18 protein-coding genes are annotated in these 23,231 nt (G+C 54.9%); 12 read left to right on the forward strand and 6 right to left on the reverse strand.

What is annotated here, in order from left to right:
• The first annotated feature begins 9 nt into the window (after positions 1 to 9).
• From ABDB84_RS12160 to ABDB84_RS12205, 10 genes are all read left to right on the forward strand, one after another.
• Positions 10 to 1,374, forward strand: coding sequence for a glycosyltransferase WbuB (locus ABDB84_RS12160; protein ID WP_345920006.1), 1,365 nt, complete (start codon positions 10 to 12; stop codon positions 1,372 to 1,374).
• Between the two features lie 202 nt (positions 1,375 to 1,576).
• Positions 1,577 to 2,164, forward strand: a complete 588-nt coding sequence (locus ABDB84_RS12165; protein ID WP_345920007.1) for a hypothetical protein — start codon at positions 1,577 to 1,579, stop codon at positions 2,162 to 2,164.
• 138 nt (positions 2,165 to 2,302) lie between these two features.
• Positions 2,303 to 3,670 carry an O-antigen ligase family protein gene (locus ABDB84_RS12170; protein ID WP_345920008.1) on the forward strand — a complete coding sequence of 456 codons (1,368 nt, stop codon included), beginning with the start codon at positions 2,303 to 2,305 and terminating at the stop codon, positions 3,668 to 3,670.
• Positions 3,671 to 3,734: 64 nt separating this feature from the next.
• Entirely contained in the window at positions 3,735 to 5,048 is a 1,314-nt protein-coding gene (locus tag ABDB84_RS12175; protein ID WP_345920009.1) for an outer membrane beta-barrel protein, read from the forward strand.
• Positions 5,049 to 5,061: 13 nt separating this feature from the next.
• On the forward strand, positions 5,062 to 5,652 hold the full coding sequence (locus tag ABDB84_RS12180) for a polysaccharide biosynthesis/export family protein (protein ID WP_345920010.1): 591 nt from the start codon (positions 5,062 to 5,064) through the stop codon (positions 5,650 to 5,652).
• Positions 5,653 to 5,706: 54 nt separating this feature from the next.
• Positions 5,707 to 7,938, forward strand: a complete 2,232-nt coding sequence (locus ABDB84_RS12185; protein WP_345920011.1) for a GumC family protein — start codon at positions 5,707 to 5,709, stop codon at positions 7,936 to 7,938.
• 23 nt (positions 7,939 to 7,961) lie between these two features.
• On the forward strand, positions 7,962 to 8,684 hold the full coding sequence (locus tag ABDB84_RS12190; protein WP_345920012.1) for a tyrosine-protein phosphatase: 723 nt from the start codon (positions 7,962 to 7,964) through the stop codon (positions 8,682 to 8,684).
• Positions 8,685 to 8,696: 12 nt separating this feature from the next.
• The gene (locus tag ABDB84_RS12195; RefSeq protein ID WP_345920013.1) at positions 8,697 to 9,353 is read left to right on the forward strand and encodes a hypothetical protein; all 657 of its coding nucleotides are present in this window, start codon (positions 8,697 to 8,699) and stop codon (positions 9,351 to 9,353) included.
• 2,054 nt (positions 9,354 to 11,407) lie between these two features.
• The gene (locus tag ABDB84_RS12200; protein ID WP_345920014.1) at positions 11,408 to 11,830 is read left to right on the forward strand and encodes a hypothetical protein; all 423 of its coding nucleotides are present in this window, start codon (positions 11,408 to 11,410) and stop codon (positions 11,828 to 11,830) included.
• 129 nt (positions 11,831 to 11,959) lie between these two features.
• Entirely contained in the window at positions 11,960 to 13,702 is a 1,743-nt protein-coding gene (locus ABDB84_RS12205; RefSeq protein ID WP_345920015.1) for a GGDEF domain-containing protein, read from the forward strand.
• 24 nt (positions 13,703 to 13,726) lie between these two features.
• On the opposite strand, the gene ABDB84_RS12210 is transcribed toward ABDB84_RS12205, so the two are convergent.
• Entirely contained in the window at positions 13,727 to 14,476 is a 750-nt protein-coding gene (locus tag ABDB84_RS12210; protein WP_345920016.1) for a rhamnogalacturonan acetylesterase, read from the reverse strand.
• 152 nt (positions 14,477 to 14,628) lie between these two features.
• Positions 14,629 to 16,446, reverse strand: a complete 1,818-nt coding sequence (locus ABDB84_RS12215; RefSeq protein WP_345920017.1) for a glutamine--tRNA ligase/YqeY domain fusion protein — start codon at positions 16,444 to 16,446, stop codon at positions 14,629 to 14,631.
• A gap of 465 nt (positions 16,447 to 16,911) precedes the next feature.
• Between ABDB84_RS12215 and crcB the strand changes: the two genes are divergently transcribed.
• The gene (gene crcB, locus ABDB84_RS12220; protein ID WP_345920156.1) at positions 16,912 to 17,292 is read left to right on the forward strand and encodes a fluoride efflux transporter CrcB; all 381 of its coding nucleotides are present in this window, start codon (positions 16,912 to 16,914) and stop codon (positions 17,290 to 17,292) included.
• On the opposite strand, the gene ABDB84_RS12225 is transcribed toward crcB, so the two are convergent.
• Positions 17,282 to 17,710 carry an OsmC family protein gene (locus ABDB84_RS12225; RefSeq protein WP_345920018.1) on the reverse strand — a complete coding sequence of 143 codons (429 nt, stop codon included), beginning with the start codon at positions 17,708 to 17,710 and terminating at the stop codon, positions 17,282 to 17,284. The genes crcB and ABDB84_RS12225 overlap by 11 nt on opposite strands.
• Positions 17,711 to 17,747: 37 nt before the next feature.
• Positions 17,748 to 19,589 (reverse strand): bifunctional tRNA (5-methylaminomethyl-2-thiouridine)(34)-methyltransferase MnmC2/FAD-dependent 5-carboxymethylaminomethyl-2-thiouridine(34) oxidoreductase MnmC1, encoded by a 1,842-nt coding sequence (gene mnmC / locus ABDB84_RS12230; RefSeq protein WP_345920019.1) that lies wholly within the window; start codon positions 19,587 to 19,589, stop codon positions 17,748 to 17,750.
• A gap of 59 nt (positions 19,590 to 19,648) precedes the next feature.
• Between mnmC and ABDB84_RS12235 the strand changes: the two genes are divergently transcribed.
• Positions 19,649 to 21,040, forward strand: coding sequence for an HD-GYP domain-containing protein (locus ABDB84_RS12235; protein WP_345920020.1), 1,392 nt, complete (start codon positions 19,649 to 19,651; stop codon positions 21,038 to 21,040).
• Positions 21,041 to 21,054: 14 nt separating this feature from the next.
• On the opposite strand, the gene ABDB84_RS12240 is transcribed toward ABDB84_RS12235, so the two are convergent.
• Together ABDB84_RS12240 and lysS are read right to left on the reverse strand one after the other, a co-directional pair.
• On the reverse strand, positions 21,055 to 21,648 hold the full coding sequence (locus tag ABDB84_RS12240) for a phosphoribosyltransferase family protein (protein ID WP_345920021.1): 594 nt from the start codon (positions 21,646 to 21,648) through the stop codon (positions 21,055 to 21,057).
• Between the two features lie 68 nt (positions 21,649 to 21,716).
• A complete protein-coding gene (gene lysS / locus ABDB84_RS12245) occupies positions 21,717 to 23,222 on the reverse strand; it encodes a lysine--tRNA ligase (protein ID WP_345920022.1) in 1,506 nt (501 codons plus the stop codon).
• Between the last annotated feature and the right edge of the window lie 9 nt (positions 23,223 to 23,231).

A 23,231-nucleotide genomic window follows, 5' to 3' on the forward strand; every position in this document is an offset into this window, starting at 1 on the left:
TGCTGATTTATGAAAATACTAATATACGGAATAAATTTTGCTCCGGAGCTGACGGGCATCGGTAAATACACCGGAGAAATGGCGGATTGGCTGACCAAGCAGGGTCACGAGGTGCGCGTTGTGACGGCCCCTCCATACTATCCGGCCTGGCGGGTTGATTCGCCATATTCCGCAACGCGATATCATAAGGAGATCAGGCATCCTGCGTCCTTGCTTCCTGCTACCGATGCGATTTATTCCAACTTTGAAATTAAGAATAAATCGCTGTTGGCTGTCACTGACAGTCCTGTAGCCTCAGAGCAGAACTCGGGATATCAAGTGTGGCGCTGTCCGCTATGGATTCCCAGGGCAGTTAATGGTTTGAAGCGGCTACTACACCTGGCGTCGTTTGCTGCGACTAGTTTTCCCATCATGCTTTGCCAGGCGCTATGGAGGCCGGATGTGGTGTGGATGGCCGCGCCCGCGCTTATGTGCGCACCAGGGGCCTGGCTTACTGCGCGCTTAGCGGGTGCGAAAGCTGTGATTCACATTCAGGATTACGAAGTGGATGCAGCTTTTCAGCTTGGTTTGTTGTCAAACCCTGTAGCCAGACGATTGGCACTGCGATGCGAGCGGTTTTTGTTGAGACGATTCGATCTGGTAAGCACGATTTCAGGACGAATGCAGCAGCTGGCTTTAAAAAAAGGGGTGGATAAGGCCAGGCTTATGTTCTTCCCGAATTGGGTTGACCTCGCAGCGATTGGCTCTATTGCTGAGCTTGCTGGGCCGCGGAAGGCTATCGATAGCTATCGTCTTGAATTAGGCATTTCAAGTGATGCTGTCGTCGCCCTCTATTCCGGAAACATGGGTATGAAGCAGGGGCTGGAGGTTCTTCCGCAGGCAGCAACCCTTCTCGCTCAGTCACACCCTGATGTGATTTTCGTTTTCTGCGGGCAGGGCGCCGGCAAAGCAGCTCTGGATATTCAATGCAAAGGGCTGAGCAATGTGCGCTTGCTACCGCTGCAGCCCTTGGCGCGCCTCGGGGAGCTGCTCAGCATGGCCGATATCCATCTACTTCCGCAGCGTGCTGATGCGGCTGATTTGGTCATGCCGTCAAAACTCACCGGTATGCTCGCCAGCGGCCGACCCGTGATTGCGACAGCCGCAGCGGGAACCGAGCTCGCTGACGTTGTAGCAAGCTGTGGTTTGATTGTCCCACCGGAAAATCCCAAGGCCTTGGCTGATGCGGTTGTCCGACTTTCGTCGGATGGCGCGTTGCGACAACAACTGGGGCGTTCAGGAAGGCGTTACGCAGAGCAGAATCTGGATGTGCAAGTTGTACTCAGGCGCTTTGAGCAGACGCTTCATTGCATTACTGGCGCCGCTGGGCGTTAGCGGGTCAGTGCACTTCGTTTCATTTGTATTGGTTTCAAACCAACTTAGCCCATTATGGGCTATTTTTTTGTCGTTTTTAACAAAAAAATAATGTTTCGCGGATTGCATTTTTCAAGAGGTAGAATCTGAGCTAGTTTTGATTTAAGATTTTTTTGCAGTGCAGTAGATTTGAATTTGGGTTAAATTGAAGAGCGAGGTTGCTATGTCTGTACTTAAAAAAGCACTGCCAGCGATATTTATAGCGTTGATTACTCCCGCGGTGGATGCGGAAACGACGCCCTCGCCGAAAGTTAAAGCAACGCAGCCGTCTATTCAGTGCGCAAGGGATGAGCCGAAGAGTGCTTCCGCTAACCAGCGCCGCAAGGTTAAAAAGCGATCGACTAACAAAAATATCGTCGATAACCGTAATGTCGCAACGAATACTGGCGGGCTTGTGTGCGCCGCTCCGGCAAGTACATCCACGGCGCAGCCCGTCGAGCCTGTTGTTGCGCAATCAGCTGCTGTGGCTGAAGCACCGTCTACTGTGACCACGACAGCAGATACCACGAAAGAGGCAGGTAATGCTTCGTCCAAGCAGGCAAAAACTAGGGTGCTAACTCCCAGTGAGATAGAGGCGGCAGTGGCCGCCGGTGCCGACCCATCTACTTTGGTTAGCCCGTCTGCTGCAGGCGTCGGTCAAGGGCTTGGCACAGCCGACGGTATTGGTTCGACAACAACAGCACCCGTGCTAAATACCCCTTCATTTGGTGGAAGCGGTGGCGGGTCTGGTTCAGCTGCAAGTAGAAGCTGAATGAGTGCAATCACTCGTGAATGGCAGCCGCGGCTGCCATTTTTCGTGGTGCCAATAGCGCCATAAAATATGTGAATGTAGCACTTGATTAAATCAAAATTGATACCCAGATCAGCGCTGGAACATGTTTTATTTACCATGTTTCTGGTGCTGTTGGTTTGGGCGCCGCTACCGCTGGCCAGTAATAGAAGCTGGGCCCTTGGGCTGCTAAGCATGTGGGTTTGGTTGTTGTTACTTGCTTCTATCTATTCACATCTGCGCAGCGGGAGATCTGTGCTGTCTGAGTTGAAGCAGGTGAAATGGCCACTCATGTGCCTCGGCGGTTTTGCAATGCTTGTTACTGTTCAACTTGTGAGCGCGGCGTTGGGTGGGGCGGATGATGGTAATACATGGCCAATTATAGAGATTGTTACGCTAGATCCATTCAATACACGTGAGTATCTACTGGCAACGCTGTGCTATTTGGGCGCATTTGTTTTAGTCCAGCTAATTCTTCGTAACGAGTCGGATGTGTTGTGGGTGTTGGTAACACTTGTTTTTTCTGGGGTTTTACAGTCGCTGATTGCGATTTTATTGTTTGCGTCGAAGGCAGAATATAAATACTTCTTCATGCAGTTTACCCAAGGTGAGAGAGTATCGGGAACTTTCGCCAACTGGGACCATCTTGCGGGTTATCTGGAGATGTGCCTTTCGCTTGGCATTGGATTGATGTTGTCACACAGCTCCGGTAGCGCTGTCGGGCGCTCGTCGCTGCGGGATCGAGTTGTTGCTGCTTTGAAATTTTCCCTGTCGGTCAAAATGCTTGTCCGCTTGATGCTAATAGTCATGGTTATTGCTCTTGTGTTGACTCATTCACGCATGGGCAATGCGGCATTCTTTATCTCGCTACTACTTGTTGGCACTTGCGGGATGTTTGCTAATAAGAAAATAAGGAAGTCAGCTTTTTGGCTGGTGCTCAGCCTGATTGTTGTCGATGTATTGATCGTAGGGCAGTGGATTGGGGTGGAGCGAGTTGTACAGCGAATTCAAGGTACTGCACTTAGTGCTGAGAATGCGCGGGGGGAAGAGACGCTGGAGCAGCGAATGTTGCCTGCCAGGCAATCTTTACCTGCATTAATGGAACGGCCATGGCTGGGGTTTGGTGGGGCAACTTTTTATACTGTATTCCCTCGTTTCAAACAGCAGAATTTGCCGCCTTATTATGACCATGCTCACAATGATTATATTGAGATAGCCATGGATACCGGATTTTCGGGACTTTCAATGTTGGCGATGTTGGTCCTGCTGACGCTGTGGCGACTGCGTATTTTTTGGTCAGCTACGCAACCGCGTTTAAATCGGGGCGTTGCATTTGGGGTGAGCATGGCAATACTGTGTGAGCTTATTCACAGCTTTGTTGATTTTAATTTTCAGATACCTGCCAATGCATTGACGTTTACCGTCGTCATCGCACTTGTGTGGGTGCTGAATCCGAGTTATTCACGATTCAACGCATCGATTACATGATCTGGGTCTGTCTTTTGTTGTTTTGTATTTGCTTGATTAATGTATGCAGAATTGTGAGGTTGAAATGAGTACGGATACAAAAGATTATAGGCGCTCATCGTTGTCAGTACTTGTCGCGTCTGCTGCAGCACTAAATACTATTGCAACATATGCCGCCGATGTCGCAGATACTGCAAATGCATCGCCTTCTTCAGCGGCTATCACCAATCCGTCATCCATACAGCCATCTAGTGTATATGAGTCGTCTGGCATACCCGTTGGCTCTTCGCGTACTGCAGCGCCTATCAGATTTGATGGCGTGAATGTGTATTTGTCGTCTTTGGCCTGGGGCGGGTGGGACAGCAACGTTACGCAAGCAACTACAGGCCTAGAGCGGAGTTCCGTTTTTTATAAAATACGTCCGTCGATTATTGCCGATATACCGTATCGCGCCGATCGCTACACATTTGGTTATGTTGGTGATTACACTAATTATAGCTCTGTTGCTGAGAACAATATTTACAATAGTGATTTTTTGTTTAATGCAAAGAATGAGTTCACGACCCGAACTGCGTTGGCTTGGGGGTTGAGCTATTTAGATCGTTATGATCCGATTGGTAGTACTGATCGAAGTATTGGTGCGTCAACGCCAGACCATCATCATGACTGGTTGGCAAATGGAACATTTCGCTATGGGGCGCCGGGAGCGCCTGGACAACTGGAGTTTGATGCCGGCGTTGGCGGGAAGCGCTATCAAAATAACCGCGAATCGACCGCTACAGCGGATGTCGATATAAGCAATTTTGGCACCCGGTTTTATTATCGGGTCGCCCCTAAAACTCGACTACTGACAGAGTTTCGTAATACCACTTTCGATTATGTAGATGACAGCTTGCTTCTCGATAACAGCGAGAGGCGCTATATGCTCGGGGCTACCTGGGACGCAACTGCTGCCACCAGCGGTATCGCTAAGCTTGGCGCATTGACAAAAGACTTCAAGTCGAATCTGCGGAAAAGATATATAGGGTTCACATGGGAGGTTAGTCTTCGTTGGAAGCCGATGAGCTATACGAATATAGATTTCCTTAGTGGCAGGTCTGCTGTGGATCCTTCGGGCTCCAGCACCAGTTTTGTGATCGAGCGCAACAATACTTTGAAATGGACCCACGACTGGACTGGCTATTTGCATAGCACGGCATCTGCCGGCGTGCAGCAATTGCGCTATCAGGGCACCACACGTAATGACAAAGTACGTACCTTAAGTGCGGGTATGAATTATGATTTTCGTCGCTGGCTAAGCGTCGGGCTGGAATATAGTTTATTTGATCGTGACTCCACTATTGATACGGATAAATATATTCGTCGCCTTACCGCGTTGAAACTGGATGCAGCACTCTGAATAGGGGATTTTGGTGTTTTATAAGCGTTTTTTGTTGGTGACTGCCCTGTTGTTGGTGTTGTCTGGACGCGCAGTTTATGCGCAAAGCGATATCTCTTCGACCTCGACATTGCCAGATCCATTGGCTGTAAGTAATTTTTTGTCAATTTACAAACTGGGCTCGGGGGATGTTATTTCCATCCAAGTATTTGGCGAGGAGGACTTGAGTCGAGAGAAAGTTCGACTAACGGATACCGGCACCGTTTTTATGCCCGGCCTTGGTGAGTTGAGTGTACGAGGCAAGACACTCGGCGATGTGGAAAGAATGATTGCTGACGGATTGCGTGGCCGCATCCTGGTCAATCCCAAGGTCTCCGTTTATGTTGAAGAGTATCGGCCATTTTTTATAAACGGAATGGTAGATAAACCTGGTGGATTCCCGTTTCAACCAGGTTTGACCGTAAGAAAGGCTGCAGCGCTTGCCGGTGGTTTCAAGGAGCGTGCTTCTCTTAACAAGTTGTATTTGATCCGCGGGGATGATCCGCGACAGGTTCAAGTCAAGGTGAATTTGAATACCCCGGTATTTCCAGGGGACATAATTACAGTGGAAGAAAGCTTTTTCTAGCCTAAAGACTTAATTGTTGTGCCAATCCCCATAACTTTCCGGTTTCCTATCTAGATGATGAATTCACCACAAGCTGCGCAAACTACTGCAGAGACTCCCTTCGTGTCACTTGCCGGGGGGCTTTCAGAAGAGAGCAAGCTAGAATTGCTTGAATATTGGCGCAGTATTACGAAACGCAAATTGGCGATCTTTTCGCTTGGTCTTTTTGTTGCGATTGTTGCAGCCGCTATTGTGTATTCGTTGCAGCCGGTTTACAGCTCCACTGTTACGGTATTGATTGAGCAAAGCAAGAACAAGGTTTTGTCGTTCGATGAGGTTTACGGCGGGATATCGCAAGACAAGGAGCATTACCAGACCCAGGTGGAGATTATAAAATCTCGTGAGGTTGGTATGCGCGTGGTGAAATTGCTGCGTTTGTGGGAATACCCCGAGTTTGACCCCAGGAAAGACTCGGACTCCTGGGTAAATACTTTATTCCAATCCATCGGTATCCGTTCAGCCCCGCCGAAATGGAATGATGAGTCTTTAGCCAATGCCGCTTTTTATCGATTTTCAAAAAACATTAGCGTCGAGCCGGTGCGCCTTAGCCAGTTGGTGAAAGTCAGTTTCGAATCTCGTGATAAGACTTTGGCGGCCAGCGTTGCCAATACTATTGCAAATGCTTATATCGATTTGGATCGCGAGGCCCGATTCAAAATGACGCAGCAAGCCAACGAATGGTTGCAGGACCGAACCAAGATGCTGCGTGACAAGCTAGCCATGTCTGAGCAAGCGCTGCAATCCTTTCGTGACAAGCAGGGCATCGTAAGTTTATCAGGCTCTGTGCAGACAATTATCGGGCAGCAAATCGGGGACGTTGCGCAACGACTGGCGGAGGCTAAGTCTCGTCGGGCAGAGGCGGAGAGTGCTTTTAATCAAGTGAAATCAATCAAGGACGGAGATTACACTACGGTACCCGCCGTTATTCGCAACCCAGCGGTTGCCGATGCTAAGAGACAGGAAAGTACCGCAGCCCTTAAAGTCGCCGAATTGCAGCAGCGCTATGGTTCTGAACATCCGAAGATGGTCCAGGCTATGTCTGAACTTAAAGCCGCACGTGAAAATTTGAATCGCCAGATGCAAGCGGTGGTGAGTAGCTTGACTCATGAATATGAAACTGCGCGGTCTACCGAAAAAGCGCTTGATAATGCGCTGAACGCCGCACGCGGCACGATTCAAAATGTCAATCGCCAAGAGTTTGAGTTGGGTGTGCTTGATCGCGAGGTTCAGTCAAACAAACAGCTCTACGATATGTTTATGAGCCGTGCAAAGGAAACGAATGTTGGTAATGATTTGCAGAGCTCTGTCGCACGTATCGTTGATCCCGCTGTGGTCGCTAATAATCCGGTGAAGCCCAAGAAGCAACAGATTATCGTAATCGCAATGATTTTAGGGCTGTTCGCAGGCGTGATGATCTCTTTGCTGCTTGATAAACTCGACAATACTATCAATGGGACCGAAGATGCTGAGCGTCGCCTGAGTCAGCCGGTGCTCAGTGCCTTACCTGAGCTGAGCGATGAGGAAGCCAAAAATGCCATTACTGCATTTATTGACAGCCCCGATTCGCAGCTGGCGGAATCCATCAGAACCGCAAGAACGGGCGTACTTCTTTCGGATATAGATTTGACTCATCGCGTGTTGCTGATTACTTCAAGTATGCCCGGTGAAGGCAAGACGACGGTGAGTACGAATCTTGCCATGGCTCATGCTCAAACACGCAAGACTTTGCTTATCGATTTGGATATGCGTCGGCCCCAGATTGGAAAGCGCTTGGGTATGCCATTATCCGCCAAGGGCATTTCAAGTCTGGTATCCGGGGCCTCTGCGCTGGGTGAATGTATCTACACGATGCCTGGTTCGACATTGTCCGTGATGCCGGCGGGTGATTTACCGCCCAATCCTCTTGAACTTTTGTTATCACAGAAATTCAAGGAGACGCTAGCCTGGTTACGTGATCAGTACGAAGTAATAATCATAGACTCGCCACCTGTCGAGCTAGTGAGTGACGCGCTTGTCATCGCTCCGATGGTGAATCGCGTGGTGTTTGTTGTGCGCGCCATGAAGACGCCTTATCCCTTAGCACGTAAAGGCATTTTGCGTGTGCAGCGATCTGGCGGACGGATGTTAGGTGTGGTCTTGAATCATCTGGACTTCAAAAAATCGCAACGTTATTACGGCAGCTATAGCGGTTATGGGATTGATGATTATGAGAGTTACGGCTATGGATCCAAAAAGAGCGAAGCATGAATTATGTCGGCAAATAGTTGAGAATGATTGATATTCATTGCCATCTATTGCCGCGAGTCGATGACGGCCCACAGTCGCTTCAGGCGTCGATTGATCTTGCGTGGGCTGCTGTCGAGGATGGGGTTACACATGCGGTGGTCACCCCTCATGTCTACCCAGGCAGGTTCAATAACACTCGTTCATCAATTGAATTGTGCTGTCGGCGTTATGTCGATTTGCTTAAGCTAAAAAACGTGCCTTTGCGGATTTCGTTTGGCGGCGAAGTGCGGTTGGATGCTGATCTGCCCCTGCTGATTGAGCGCGACGAAATTCCATTTCTTGGCGTTTCGCAGGGGTTCAAGACAATGCTGTTGGAGTTTCCGGATGCGCAAATTCCTCTAGGAGCAGATCGGCTCGTACGGGTCTTGCTGTCCAGAGGTATTCGTCCTCTGATCGCTCACCCTGAGCGAAATAAATCGGTGATGGAAAATCCGGAAAGAATACGCTCATTCGTGGACGCAGGGTGCGCGTTACAGATTACGGCAGGGTCAATTCTTGGGCAGTTTGGACCACGCGCACTTGCCGCGAGCGAGTATATGTTGAGCGAGTCTCTGGTCAGTGCAATCGCTAGCGACGCACATAATCTTGATGGTCGTCGTTATCGCTTAAAGGAGGCGCGGCAAGCATTAGTCTCTCGATACGGGGAGGCGCTTGCCGTCCAGCTGACCGAGTTGGGTCCTGCATCGCTATGCGGACTGGACGTCTAGGATATCGGTGTGATGTCTCCGAATAAGATAACTGAAAGGCTGCCGCTGGCGGAAATATTCGTGTTGATCGTATTTTCGGCGGTTGGCATTTGGGTGTTTTATGTTTCCGCTATTCTAGTCAGTGCGGATTTCAAATCAATGCGAGCTCGCGATACGGTGGATGGATGGATGGCTCGTAGAAATGACTGGTCATTATCAGCTTGGATTGAGGCTCGCTCTGAAATTCTTGATGCGTTGAAAGTTGTGCCTGATAGCCCGATGTTGAATGACTATATGGGGGCGATCTATTCATTCCGCGGGATTCAATCATGGAAAGATGATCGGCTGCGCGTAATTTATTTTAAAGCAGCTGAGGCTTATCAATTACGCTCGATTCAATTTCGTGAACATAATGCCCCCGCCTGGGCTAGTCTCGCACTCAGTCGCTACGCAATCGGCCTGCGGGATGATCAGTTGTACACAGCGGTTCAGCAAGCGATTAACTTAGGGGAGAGTGAGCCTGGGGTACGTCGTGTGGTCTCCGATATTCTGCTTGGGACTTGGCGAACGTCGCCTACGTCTTTGCGACAATGGCTATTGCAAAATTATCCCAGGATGTCCAGTCAAGAAAAACAAACAATAATGTCCATTGCGCAGCGATATGGTCAGGAAAAGCTGCTTACATACTGAGATTTAGCGATTCTGACTTTCTATTACGGTGTGTGATCTAGATTGCTCGATGATCGAGGACTATCTAGGGCTGTCTTGGCAGTCATTCCCGCAAAATTCAGAGCGCAGCGATGGATTGGACACTGCAAGATTACCCCTTCGCCTTGACTGAAGTGACGCGCTCTAGCTTGTGCGCGAGCTTGCTTCACTGGGAGTCTGCCTCTCGATTCGCACACCTCGCGCGTCCGCGAAGGCACGCCGTTGTCCGCAAGGCTCCGTTCAATGCTTCTTACAGGCCCTTCTATTGCATCAGCTTGCGTCGCCTGATCCCGTCAGCGTCCGCTGTCTGAACAGAGGTCGAAGAACGCACTGTGCGCTGCACCAGTAGGAGGCGGCGGCTGTCTATCTCCTTCAAGCAGTGTTTGCACTATGGTCTGTGGGCGAAACCGCCGCAACTAAGAAGTTTCGACGGTGTAGATAGTGCGGCTTGGATCAAGCGCTTGCCGCGTGGCCGCTCGCTGCCTTTGAAATATAGGCCATACGCACGAAAGATGGCGCAGGCAAACAATCGAGGCCCGGCCCTTTGTTGTTTGTGTCTTTGTGATTTGCATTAAGGTTTGTGCCCTACGAAGAATTCCTTCCCGTCTGTGGGGGGCATTTGATGAAGCTCGAACGGGCCAGACGATTAGCACGCACAACTGCTTAGCCTCGAGCGCGTCAAACTTCATTTTCCATCCTTCAGCTAATCATGAATAGTGAGCACGGGCTTCGATGCTTGATCGAACGGCCTTGCGCAGACCGCCCATGGGCGTTTCTGTTATGCCGAACTGCATAATCAATCATCTCATGGCTAAGCAATTTGGCTAATTGTATGCCGTCCATGCACAGAAAATACTCTGTCACGTTATTACGATGCATACATCATGTGTCAGCATGATGTCGGCGATTCGCCGACGAGGACAGGCTGGGATAGATTCATCAATGAGCGCATTAAATTCGAATTAAGCCAAAAGAATACCTTGATGGCATCTTTGGTGTGCTCATTTCGAAACGTCAATGCTGAGTTCTCAGTGACAAGAACGGACTGATTTTGTCGCGTTGTATCGATTGTTTGCGTTAACTCAAATGCATTTGTTACGGGGTCGGAGCATTTGCTTACTTCTTCCTGACGTTAATGGTCCGCATCTTGTTATTGCAAAAAAACATTTATTTTTTATTTTCGATTATTTACACGCGCCTGTTCTATTGTTTGAACGATTGTACTTTTGGGTTGTCTTGAGTTCTGTTTTGTCCATCAACTTAATCCTTACGCAACGGTTTGGCTGTACATGCATAAGTATTGCTGTGGGCAGCATCCTTGGCTTGTCTGATTCAACTATTCTATATGGCTAAATTTCAAATTGGTATGTCTGTACAATCATTACAAATAAAATAAAATTCTTTTTTCCCACCATTGGGTGCTTGTGCTTGTATGTTGAGTGAATTATTCGGGCGTGGGTCGCTTGTTGTTGGTCGTTTAGGTCGCTTTGAGGCTTGCACTTCTTTAGTGCTGTAAATCTGAGGTTGAATGTGTTTGGTGCGCAGGGATGCTTTCTTTTTTATAGCCCTAACTAAGACGTTAGTATGAGTGCCAATATCGTTAAATAAGATTAAAGATCTGGATTTGTCGGTTTACACAAAAAATACAAATACAATCAAAAAAAATTAAAGTTTTATCGGCATCTGCAATAATTAACTATCGGAAGGCTGAGAGGCGATTACAATGAAAAGAGTTTCTGGTTATAACAGTTTTTTTATTGTAGTTGAATTGCATGACGGAACAAAAGAGACCTTCTCTATTCCTGATATCCCGAATAATGAAATAATTGAAAAGTTGCGATTTAAGGAATTTTTTAATAGTAATTATTTGATATTTTCGACAGATGATGACGTGTTGCTTTTCCCGGTTACTTCGGTGCGTAGTGTGAGAATGTCAAAGAGCCTGTTTAGTAAATCGGCACAAAGTTTGGATTCACTGCTTCCTGTATCTTCATTTAAAAATGCAAATAGAATTTAACTCAGCGAGAGCTTTTGACATGTTTCAATCAGCCACCGATCCTAATGCCAAGATAAATGATATAAATTTTTATTTTTCTGGCGGCGTTACCAGTTTGTTTTATCAGCTCGGCGTGGTTCCTCCTTCTAGAGAGGATAACTTCAATATCAGCTACAACAGCGACATCGTTTCGGTTCGTATAGCGAGGCGTGGGACCGGAGTTGTAGAGAATGTTAGATTCTATCGATCCGGCGATCAGTTTGAAAAATTCATAATCTTCAATCCCAAGTCAATGCCACGCTCTGAGCGGGATCGCTTGATTAGAAAGCTGCATGCCAATAACCTGCCGCAGAAGCAAATTGCCGATTTGATGGGCCTGACTCAACAGGCCGTGTCTTATGTTTGCAAAAAGGACTTGAGTCTCAGCGTGAAGAATGCCTGTTCACAAAATGGAGCCTTGTGAGGCTAGGCCTTGCGCAGTGATGGAAATTTCTCTTTTTTCCGTGGAATCGTGCATCTAGATTAGACCTAGATTGGGTTCTAAGCGCTTGCCCGGTAGAGAGGGGTTTTTTAAATAATGCGAAACGAGAGTGTGCTCGACGTGTTGGCTCTGGCTTTAAGAGAAGAAGCAGTTTCGGTCAATTTTCAGCCACTCTTTGATTCACAGAGGGGCTCTGTCTTCGCGTACGAGGCGTTTTCAAGAGGTCCATACGGATCATCCATTTATGCACCGCATGATCTTTTTAGAGAGGCTGCCGCGCTCGGGTTGCTTGAGCCTCTGCAGCGCCTTGTCGTTTCGTCCGCAATAAAAGCGTTCGTTGATCTAAATCTGAAAGGTAGTCTTTTTATCAGCCTGGATCTTGATTCGGGAGGAAAAGATTTATTCGATTGCCTGAAGAGTGGGGTTGATGTTCTGCGGCAGCATGGCGGCGATGTGGTGGTTAAATTGAAGCTCGCTGATGTAAAAAAAAATAACAGCCGCGATGCGGGCTTGCTTTCGTCGCTTGCCGATGCTGGTGCGGGAGTGGCTATCGCCACCTCGTCGCTGGAAGATATTCCAGATGAAAGCATGCTGTTTTGTTCAGACTGCTATATAAAACTCGATAAATATGCAGTAGAAGATATTTCTTCAAATCAATCGAAGTTTGGCTATCTGAGAGGTTTGGTTGCCGAGCTTAAGGCTAAAGGCTGGGGGGTTGTTGCCGAAGGGGTGGAAACCCATACGGATTACGCCTCGCTGTTGAATATCGGTGTTGGCTATTTTCAGGGGTATTTGTTTGGGCGCCCATCCAGAGCTGCGTTGTATTTTTCAGAAAAATCGAATTCGGCAGTTGAGGCCTATTCGGCTTTCTTTGGTGAAAATATCACTGCTTATGATTTTGTCAGCTCACGATTCTATGTGTCAGAGAGTTTGACCAACCATAATGCAATTGGTGTGCTGGTGAATCGACGGAGCAACTCACCGGTGCCCTTGGTTGACTCGAAAAACGTTCCTGTCGGATTCATTGATCCAATCAATGCGTTGCGCTGGCTAAGAGGCGAAAATCCTGCGATACGATCAGCGGGGCGAAAATGCATCGCCATGGCGAAGCCATTGCGTTATGTTTTTGATCAGAAAGTCAGTCTGGGTGAAATGCTGGGAAAATTATCCGATTCGGCTGGATTTAATTCGGATGAAATTTTCGTCGTAACAAAAGAAGGGCGCTATGTTGGTTACGGACTTGTTTCTGCCGTATTCAAGACTGTGGCCGAAATCAAGGTTAATCAGGCCAGGCTTTCGAACCCCCTTACTTTGCTTCCTGGCAATATCGAAATAGAGCGAAGAATAAACTTCTTGCTGAAGAATGAAGTTTCGTTTGTTGCCATATATTGGGATTTGGATAACTTCAAGCCCTATAACGATCATTTTGGCTACAGCACCGGCGATGAACTCATTCTGCTGATCTCAAAAGTACTCAAGGATGTGTTTGTTGGTAGTTCAGACTTTGTGGGCCACATCGGCGGAGATGACTTTATCACCATTACTTCAAGCTCTGACTGGGAGAGAATGGTGCAGGATGTCATCGCTTTATTCGCAAGCCACTCGGTGATTCTTTTTAAGAAAATCGGGGTCGGTGAAGAGGGGATTCAAAGTCAGGATCGGCAAGGGAATTTAATCTACTATCCGCTCAGCTCGTTGTCTGGAGGTGTCGTATCTGTCGCGCCGAATGAGTACGATAGCGCGGCGAAGGTTTCAATGGCCCTCGGCGAGGCTAAACAGCAGGCCAAAAAAATGCCGGGAAATTCTTATTTTGTCGAACGCAGAAGGCCAGTTGAGCTCACGTCTCAAGTGTAATTGCTTTGACGCGTCTCCCGGAGGTCAAGGCTGCGCCGGACTGGTTTTTACGTAGGGCGCCAGTTCAGGTACGCTGCGGGCCATGCCTTCGGCGACGATGCGGCCGAAGACGTAGGAGCCGGCCAGGTTGAAGTGGGTTTTGTCGGGCACGGTCTTGCCTTCGGCGTCGAGCTTGGTGAGGCCGAGTTTGTGGCCTTCGACTTCGCCGAGCGCTTCCATGCGCTCCACGCTGAGCGCGTGCAGATCGAGCAGGGGCACCTGCATTTCTTCAGCGACTTTTTTCATCGCCGCGACGTGACCCATCAGGTCGTCTTCGATCTTGCCATTGGGCTGGTAGTAGCGGCGGGCGATGGAGGTGACGAGAATCGGCTTGATGCCGGCTGCGCGCGCCTCTTCGATGTAGCGGCGTAGATTGGCGGGGTATTCGGTTTCCAGCTTGGTTTCGCGGTCTGCGTGCGCCTTGCTTTCGACGTCGTTATGGCCGAACTGGATCAGCATCCAGTCGGGTTTGCCGGCCAGCGCGCGGTCCCACAAGCCGTCGCGGCGATAGGTCTTGGTGCTGGCGCCGCCCTTGGCGTTGTTGATGCAGGTGACGGCGGGGACCAGGTTGGCGCAGAAGCCGATGCCGTAACCTTGCCTCTCGGTTTGCGTGGAGTCGCCGATCAGGGCGATGCGGATCGGTTTGAGTTCTTGAGCCAGCGTGCTGGCGCAGAGGCCAATCAGGCTGACGCTGAGCAGCGCGGAAAAACAACGGCGGGACAGGCTTTGGCGCATGGACGGGTCTCCTTGTTTTGATCTGCGCTACTTTAGCGCCCGGAGCCACGCCCGACCTTGCGCAGATTGCGCAATTGTTGCGGCGGCTCAGGCGCTGGCTCCGTTGGCAGATCAGGCGCCGGCGCAGCGCCTGGGCGATGCGCCGGGCTGGCTTACTTGCCCCAGCTGTCTTTCAGCGTGGTCGTGCGGTTGAACACCGGCTTGGCGCTGCTGTGGTCCTTGCGGTCGGCGACGAAATAGCCGTGCCGCTCGAACTGGAAGCTGGTGCCGGCTGCTGCCGCAGCGAGTCCGGGTTCGATGTGGGCGGTGATGACTTTCTTGCTCGCCGGGTTGAGCGCCTGCAGGAAGTCGCGGCCGCCTGCGTCGGGCTGGGCTTCGCTGAACAGACGGTCGTAGAGCCGCACTTCGGCCTGCAGGCCTTCGCTGACGCTGACCCAGGTGATCACGCCCTTGGCCTTGACGCTGTCGGCGCCCGGTGTGCCGCTCTTGGTGTCGGGGATGATTTCGGCGAGCACGGCGCTGACCTGGCCGCTCTCGTCCTGTTCAAAACCCGCGCAGCGAATCACATAGCCGTACTTGAGGCGTGACAGGCTGCCGGCCACGGCGGCGCCGCTGGCGTCCACGCGCGGCGGGGCCAGGCGGTGATAGCCCTTGACCGGCTCTGCCATGAAGTCTTCGCGTTCGATCCAGATTTCCGGCGTCAGATTGAACTGGCGGCGGCCCATCTCTTCGTGGTGCGGATGTACAGGCGCGGAGCAGGGCTCGCTTGTTGCCTCGCCGAACACATCGCCCCAATTGACCAGCTTGAGCTTGAGCGGGTCGAGCACGGCCATGGCGCGCGCAGCCTTTTCGTCGAGATCGTCGCGCAGGGCGATTTCCAGGCTGCTGTAGTCGATCCAGCTGTCGGACTTGCTGGCGCCCAGGCGTTCGCAGAACAGCTGCAGCGCGGCCGGCGTGTAGCCACGGCGACGCAGGCCGACGATGGTCGGCATGCGCGGATCGTCCCATCCTTCGACATGGCCTTCGTTCACCAGCTGGGCGAGCTTGCGCTTGCTGGTGATGACGTAGCTGAGGTTCAGGCGCGAGAACTCGTACTGATGCGGCAGCGGATGAGCGAGCAGGCCGCCTTCGGCCAGGCGTTCGAGCAGCCAGTCGTAGAACGGGCGCTGGTCTTCGAATTCGAGCGTGCAGATCGAATGGGTGATTTGCTCCAGCGCGTCTTCGATCGGGTGGGCGAAGGTGTACATCGGGTACACGCTCCACGTGTTGCCGGTGCGGTGGTGCTCGGCATGACGGATGCGGTAGATCGCCGGGTCACGCAGATTGATGTTGGGCGAAGCCATGTCGATTTTGGCGCGCAGGATCAGCGAGCCATCGGCATGCTTGCCATCGCGCATTTCGCGGAACAGCGCCAGCGACTCGGCCGCCGGGCGATTGCGCCAGGGCGAATCCTTGCCCGGCTCGGTCAGCGTGCCGCGATTGGCGCGCATTTCCTCGGCGCTCTGCGCATCGACATAGGCGTGGCCGGCTTCGATCAGGTACTCGGCGGCGCGGTACATGAAGCCGAAATAATCGCTGGCGTGGTAGAGGTGGGAGACGCCATGGGCCTCCCAGCCAAAGCCCAGCCATTGCACGGCATCGAGAATTGAATCGACGAACTCCTGGTCTTCCTTCTCCGGGTTGGTGTCGTCAAAGCGCATATGACAGACGCCACCATAATCGCGCGCCAGGCCGAAATTCAGGCAGATGCTCTTGGCGTGGCCGATGTGCAGGTAGCCATTGGGCTCGGGCGGGAAGCGCGTGCGGATCTTGGCGACATCGAGCGCGCCCTGGGCATGGTGGGCTGCATCGCCGGGCGTGCCGGCAAAGCGGCGCTCCGCAAATTTGTTGGCGGCCAGATCGGCATCAATGATGTTGCGAAGGAAATTGCTCGCAGCTTGTGCTGCGGGTTTGTTGCGGGTGTCGGTCACTTGCCGGATTCCTGATGTGCATTGCCAGAGGCGGTCAGCGCGCATTTTAGCCTGTGCAGCGGCTGTGCGGTGCAGCGCAAATGGCGATGCTGCTTGCCCGATGCACGCCGGCACTGATTGCAGATGGCAAAATAGAGGCTAGGGCGTGTTCACACTCACCCGGCGGATTGCGTTGAAGTGCAGGGCTTGGCAGACAAGGCGCGCGACACAGTGCAGGGTGGCCCCCTGCACAAGGAGCGCAACGCAGTATGGCGAGCCCTGTACTTCAACCCTGCGGGCGGGTACTGAATTGGCCGCAGCACAGCGTTGCAGCTCCTCGTCAGGGGGGCCACCCTGACAGCGTCGCTGCGCCTTGTTCTGCGTCCAATTCAATACCCGCGCAACCGTCGAGTGAATGTGAACACGCCCTAGTGCGAGCGATAATGCACGCTTGAGCAAACGCTTTGCAGGAGTGGAATCTTGAATCTGTGGCTGAATCTGGGGGTGATCGGGGCGGGCGCGGCGGTGGGCGCGTGGGCGCGCTGGCTGCTGGGCTTGGCGCTCAATCCGCTGCTGGGCGCCTTGCCGCTGGGCACGCTGGCGGCCAATCTGATTGGCGGCTACCTGATGGGCGTGGCGCTGGCTTTTATGGGCGCCTGGCCGGAGATGCCGATGGCACTGCGCCTGCTGCTGACCACCGGCTTCCTCGGCGGGCTGACCACCTTCTCAAGCTTTTCCGGCGAGGTGTTCCAGATGTTCCAGCGCCAGCAGATTGGCTGGGCGCTGGCTGCCATCGCGGTGCATGTCTGCGGTTCGCTGCTGATGACTGCGCTGGGCTGGTGGAGCTATCTGGCGATCACGCGCTGATCGTCGTATCGACAATCGTGAAGTCGTGCGTGATCTCGGCCGTTTTGCCGAGCATGATCGAGGCCGAGCAGTATTTGTCGGCCGACAGCTTGATCGCGCGCTCGACCGTCTCCGGCTTGAGATTGCGACCGCTGACCGTGTAGTGGTAGTGGATCTTGGTGAAGACTTTCGGGTCGGCCTCGGCGCGCTCTGCAGTCAGCTTGACCTCGCAGCCATCGACGGCATGGCGGCCGCGCTTCAAGATCAGCACCACGTCGTAGGCGGTGCAGCCGCCGGCGCCGAGCAGGATCATTTCCATCGGGCGCGGCGCCTGGTTCTTGCCGCCCAGATCGCCCGCACCTTCCATCACCACGCTGTGACCGCTGCCGGTCTCGGCGAGGAACTTCGCTTCACCTACCCATTTAACTGTGCATTCCATGACTGCCTGCCTTGCTGAATGAATGGCTGCGAGTTTATCAGCCGAGGTAGCGCAGCGGGTCAATTGCGCGGATCAGATCACGCTCCAGCGGTAGCGGTTCGCCATGCATCTGCGAGGCCAGCTGCTCGGCGCAGAGCAGGCCCCAGACCAGCCCCCGCGCACCAAAGCCCGACAGCAGCCACAAGCCGGGCGGGCCGGGCAGGGCGCCAAGCATTGGCATGCGGTCGGAGGTGATCGGGCGCAGGCTGGCGCGGCCGGGCAGGGTGGAGGTGTCGATGCCGTGTCCCGCTTGCGGCAGCATCTTGCCCAGCTTGTCGAGGTTTTCGGCATGCTCGGCGGCGCGCACATCCAGCTCCTGATCATGGACCATGAAGGTCGCGCCCAGCGCATGCACGCCATCGACCGCCGGCGTGAGATAGCCGCTGCCGCAGACCACCGTGTTGACCTCGCCCAGCGCCGGCGTCGGCACATGGCTGACCTGGCCGCGTGCGCTGTAGAGCCCGAGTTCCTCGCGGCCGAACAGGCGGCGCGCGTCGTGGGCATTGGCGAGCACGACATGCGCGGCACGGCCGAGCAGCTGATCGTCGGCGTCATAGGCGTGCCACTGGCCGTCGGCGTGGCTCAGACGCGCCACATGGGCATTGAAGCGCTGCTGCAGCGCTTCGCCGCAGCTCGCCAAATGCGCCGCGCAGAGGCTGGGCGGATTGATCCAGCCGCCCGCTGCAAACCACCAGGCGCCGGCCTGGCAGGGCTGGCCGGCGCGCTCTGCAGCGGCATCGGCATCCAGCCAGGCGATGAATTCCTGCGGCGCAGCCAGGCTGTCGACGATGCGGGCAAGCTTGCGTGCCTGGGCTTCGTCGCGGGCGACATGCAGCACGCCACACTGTGACCAGCGCACCTTGTGCCCTTCGCTGGCGAGACGAGCCAGATCGCGCAGCTGGTACTGGAAGCCGGCGCGGGTCAGGCGCGCCATGTAGTTGTCGTCGGCACTCGGCTGCGGGCGAAAGGCGCCGGCCAGATTGCCCGAGGCCCCCTGCGCCGGCTGCGCGCCGGATTCGAGCAGCTGCAGGCGCCAGCCGCGTTGCGCCAGGCGGGCACAGATGCCGCTGCCGGCCAGGCCGGCGCCGATCACCAGCGCTTCGTGTGGCAGCGCATTGGCCGCTGGCACAGCCTTTCCGGCGAAGTGGCCGCGCAGCATCTGGCGCTTGCCGGCAAAGCCTTCAGCCTTGCTCACCGCGAAGCCCGCTTCACGCAAGCCCTGGCGCACCACACCGGCGACCGACCAGGTGGCCAGGCTGCTGCCGGTACGGGACAGCCCGGCCAGCGCGCGGAACACCTCGGCAGACCACATCTGCGGATTCTTGCCCGGTGCGAAGCCATCGAGATAGATCGCATCGACGCTGGCGCGGCACTGCGGCAGGAGCTGCGCGGCCTCGCCCAGCAAGAGCGTGAGGACGAGGCGGCCGCCGTCGAACTCCAGGCGCTGGAAGCCCGGCACCAGCATTGGCCATTGCGCACAGAGCGCTGCGGACAGCGCGGCCGGCGCGCCGCTGGCCTGATGCGCACGGGCCAGATCGGCCGCTGTGAAAGGATGTTGCTCGACCGAGATGAAGTGCAGGCGCTGGCAGGCGTGCGGATCGGCGCGCCAGGCCTGCCAGGTGGCGAGGAAGTTGTGGCCGAGGCCGAAGCCGGTCTCGACGATCACGAACTGCTCGCGCCCCTGCCAGGCCTGCGGCAGATCATTGCCGGCGAGGAAGACGTGCTGCGCCTGATCCAGCGCGCCATGCGCCGAGTGATAGACATCGGCGTAGTCGGCGGACCAGGGCGTGCCGTCTGCGGCGAAGTCCAGACGGGCGGGTGTGATGTGCGGAATGCTCATGCGGATATACGGTAAATACCGGATCTCAATTTCGTTTTGGCCAGACCGTTAAGCCTTGAATGGAACGTTTAATCAGCAAGCTCTCCGGGATTCAGGCCAATAGCGGCGGCGGCGCGCTGCGTCTGTCGGAGCTGATGAGTGCACTCAGCTACGCGCTGGATATGACCGAAGGGCAACCGGCAGGGCACTGCGTGCGCTGCTGCTGGATCGGCATGCACATCGGCCGCCGGATCGGCCTCAGCGACGCGCAACTGGCCGAACTCTACTACGTCCTCCTGCTCAAGGACCTCGGCTGCAGCAGCAACGCTGCGCGCATCTGCGAGCTCTACCTTACCGACGACCACAGTTTCAAGCGCGACTTCAAGAAAGTCGGCGACAGCCTGCCGCGCGCGCTGCGCTTCGTGCTTGCCCATACCGGGCTCAAGGCCGGGCTGGCTGAGCGCTTCCGTACCGTGATCCAGGTCTGTGCGCAGAGTGATGAAATCGCCAATGAGCTGATCGAAACGCGCTGCCAGCGCGGCGCCGAAATCGCCCGCATGCTGCGTTTTTCCGAAGGCGTGGCACAGGGCATCATGCATCTGGACGAACACTGGAACGGCGGCGGTCGTCCGCTGGGCATGCTCGGCGCCGAGATTCCGGTCTATTCGCAGATCGCCTTGCTCTCGCAAGTCATCGATGTGTTCTTCATCAGCGATGGCCGCGAAGCTGCGTGTGATGAAGTCGCTCAGCGCAGCGGCAGCTGGTTCGACCCGCAGCTCTTGCAAGCTTTTGACGCGGTGGCGCGCGATGCCTTCTTCTGGGCGATGCTCGCCTCGCCGAATATTGATCGCGCCATCTTCCGTCTGGAACCGGCGCAGGCGGAAGTCGACATTGACGACGACTACCTCGACGACATTGCCGCCGGTTTCGGCCAGGTGGTCGACGCCAAGAGTCCCTACACCAGCGGTCACAGCATGCGCGTGGCGCTGTACACCGATCTGATCGCCGAGCAGATGTGTCTGTCGAGCGAGCGCCGCCGCTGGCTCAAGCGTGCGGCCTTGCTGCACGACCTGGGCAAGCTGGGGGTGAGCAATAGCGTGCTCGACAAACCCGGCAAGCTCGACGCCGAGGAATGGGCCGCCGTGCAGCGCCATGCGGCCTACACCGAGGACATCCTGTCGCGCATCGAGGCTTTCTCCGAACTGGCCAGCGTGGCCGGCGCGCATCACGAGCGCCTGGACGGCAAGGGCTATCCGCGTGGCCTGGGCGCCGAGGCGATCTGCGTGGAGACGCGCATCATCACCACTGCCGACATCTTCGACGCGATCACCGCCGAGCGACCCTATCGCGGCGCCATCGAAGTGCCACGCGCGCTGCAGATGATGGCCGAGAACCTGGGCACGGCGATCGATCCGATCTGCTTCGAAGCGCTCAAAAACGCCTTGCGCAAGCTCGGCTCCGAAGTAGTCTGAATCGCGCTGCGCGATTAGCCGCGCATCACCGCCTTGCCATCGACCAGGGCCTCAATCTGCGCCAGCGTGACCAGGGGCACACCGAAGTTGGAGATCAGGGTGTGGCCTTGCTTGAAACACTTTTCGACCAGGAAGGACGCGGCGACGATGTCCAGCTCCGCTTCGCGTGCCATTTCCAGCAGGGCCATGGCAGTGCGGCCATTGCTCAGGAAGTCATCGACCACCGCCACCTTGGCGCCCTTGGGCAGGTAGCGCTGGCTCAGCACCATGCGGTACTGGCCGCCCTTGGTCGGCGATTCGAGCACCCGCGAGAGGGCCGGCGTCTCGACATCCGGGTGGTACTTCTTGGCATACACCAGGGGCAGATCGAGTTCCAGCGCGACCATCAGGCCGGGCGCAATGCCGCTGGCTTCAGCCGTCAGAATCAGCTCCGGCGCAAAAGGACGCAAGCGATTGGCGATCTCGTGTGCCATGCGCTGCATGAAGCCCGGCTCGATGCGGTGGTTGAGGAAGTGGTCGATCTTGATGATGTCGTTGCCCTGAACGATGCCTTCGTTCTGGATGCGCTGGACGAGTTCGGCAAAGGGGGCGGTGAGGTGAGAAGACACGATTTTGGCTCGTTGAGTGGTGACAGCTGTCGTTAAAAGTGGGGAATGTGCGCAGTAGGCTTATGCATTTACTCAGGGCGCATCTGCGGGAACAGGATCACGTCGCGGATCGCCGGGCTGTCGGTCAGCAGCATGATCAGGCGATCGATGCCGATGCCGCAGCCGCCGGTGGGCGGCAGGGCGTATTCGAGTGCGCGGATGTAGTCGCCGTCGTAGTACATGGCTTCTTCGTCGCCGGCGTCCTTGGCGGTGACTTGCGCCTGGAAGCGGGCGGCCTGGTCTTCCGGGTCATTCAGCTCGGAGAAGCCATTGGCGATCTCGCGGCCGACGATGAACAGCTCGAAGCGCTCGGTGATGCCGGGGTTCTTGTCCGAAGCGCGTGCCAGCGGGCTGGTCTCGACCGGGTAATCGATGATGAAGGTCGGGTTCCACAGCTGGGCTTCGGCAGTTTCTTCGAAGAACAGCAGCTGCAGGCTGCCCAGGCCCAGATTGTCGCCTTGTGCGCCCTTGGGCAGCGCCTTGCGCTCGGCGAGCTGGGCGCGCAGCCAGGCTTCGTCGGCCAGCTGGCTCTCGGTAAATTCCGGGCAGTACTTTAGCACCGCCTGCACCATGGTCAGACGGTCGAAGGGCTTGGAGATATCCAGCTCGCGGCCTTGATACTGGAACACTTCGGTGCCCAGCGCCTCACGCGCGGTGTGGCGCAGCAGGCCTTCGACGAAGTTCATCAGCAGCGTGTAGTCCGCGTAAGCCTCGTAGAACTCCATCATGGTGAATTCGGGGTTGTGGCGCGGCGACAGACCCTCGTTGCGGAAGTTGCGGTTGATCTCGTAGACCTTCTCGATGCCGCCAACCACCAGGCGCTTGAGGTACAGCTCGGGCGCGATGCGCAGGAACATCTGCATGTCCAGCGCATTGTGGTGGGTGATGAAGGGCTTGGCCGAGGCGCCGCCGGGAATCGGGTGCATCATCGGCGTCTCGACTTCGAGGAAGCCGTTGCCGTCCATGTACTTGCGCACCGCTGAGACCAGCTTGCTGCGCGCGATGAAGGTCTTCTTCGATTCTTCGCTGGTGATCAGGTCGAGGTGGCGCTGACGATAGCGCTGCTCGACGTCGGCCATGCCGTGGAACTTGTCTGGCAGCGGGCGCAGACACTTGGAGAGCAAGCGGATCGATTCACTCTTGACCGACAGCTCGCCGGTCTTGGTCTTGAACAGCGCGCCGGTGGTGCCGACGATGTCGCCGATGTCCCAGGTCTTGAAGTCGGCGTAGATCTCTTCACCGACGGTGTCGCGCGTCACATACAACTGCATGCGGCCCGACATGTCCTGGATGGTGACGAAGCTGGCCTTGCCCATCACGCGCTTGAGCATGATGCGGCCAGCGATGCTGACCGTGATCGGCGCGGCGTCGAGCGCTTCGGTCTCCAGCGCGCCATAGGCCTCGTGCAGCGGCTGGGCCAGGTGTTCGCGGCGGAAATCATTCGGATAGGCCTGGCTGGCCTCGCGCCACTTGGCAAGCTTGGCGCGGCGTTCGGCGATGATGTGGTTCTCGTCTTGGATGATGTCGTCGGACATGGGATCAGG

The organism is Uliginosibacterium sediminicola, assembly GCF_039631295.1.
Classification (GTDB): domain Bacteria; phylum Pseudomonadota; class Gammaproteobacteria; order Burkholderiales; family Rhodocyclaceae; genus Viridibacterium; species Viridibacterium sediminicola.

Excerpts from the sequence above, each read along its gene's own strand:
- ABDB84_RS12175 (WP_345920009.1), top strand. The coding sequence starts at position 3,735 with ATGAGTACGGATACAAAAGATTATAGGCGCTCATCGTTGTCAGTACTT.
- ABDB84_RS12185 (WP_345920011.1), top strand. The coding sequence starts at position 5,707 with ATGATGAATTCACCACAAGCTGCGCAAACTACTGCAGAGACTCCCTTC.
- ABDB84_RS12235 (WP_345920020.1), top strand. The coding sequence starts at position 19,649 with ATGGAACGTTTAATCAGCAAGCTCTCCGGGATTCAGGCCAATAGCGGC.
- ABDB84_RS12165 (WP_345920007.1), top strand. The coding sequence starts at position 1,577 with ATGTCTGTACTTAAAAAAGCACTGCCAGCGATATTTATAGCGTTGATT.
- ABDB84_RS12190 (WP_345920012.1), top strand. The coding sequence starts at position 7,962 with ATGATTGATATTCATTGCCATCTATTGCCGCGAGTCGATGACGGCCCA.
- ABDB84_RS12225 (WP_345920018.1), bottom strand. The coding sequence starts at position 17,710 with ATGGAATGCACAGTTAAATGGGTAGGTGAAGCGAAGTTCCTCGCCGAG.
- mnmC (WP_345920019.1), bottom strand. The coding sequence starts at position 19,589 with ATGAGCATTCCGCACATCACACCCGCCCGTCTGGACTTCGCCGCAGAC.
- ABDB84_RS12195 (WP_345920013.1), top strand. The coding sequence starts at position 8,697 with ATGTCTCCGAATAAGATAACTGAAAGGCTGCCGCTGGCGGAAATATTC.
- lysS (WP_345920022.1), bottom strand. The coding sequence starts at position 23,222 with ATGTCCGACGACATCATCCAAGACGAGAACCACATCATCGCCGAACGC.
- ABDB84_RS12160 (WP_345920006.1), top strand. The coding sequence starts at position 10 with ATGAAAATACTAATATACGGAATAAATTTTGCTCCGGAGCTGACGGGC.
- ABDB84_RS12200 (WP_345920014.1), top strand. The coding sequence starts at position 11,408 with ATGTTTCAATCAGCCACCGATCCTAATGCCAAGATAAATGATATAAAT.
- ABDB84_RS12170 (WP_345920008.1), top strand. The coding sequence starts at position 2,303 with ATGTTTCTGGTGCTGTTGGTTTGGGCGCCGCTACCGCTGGCCAGTAAT.
- ABDB84_RS12210 (WP_345920016.1), bottom strand. The coding sequence starts at position 14,476 with ATGCGCCAAAGCCTGTCCCGCCGTTGTTTTTCCGCGCTGCTCAGCGTC.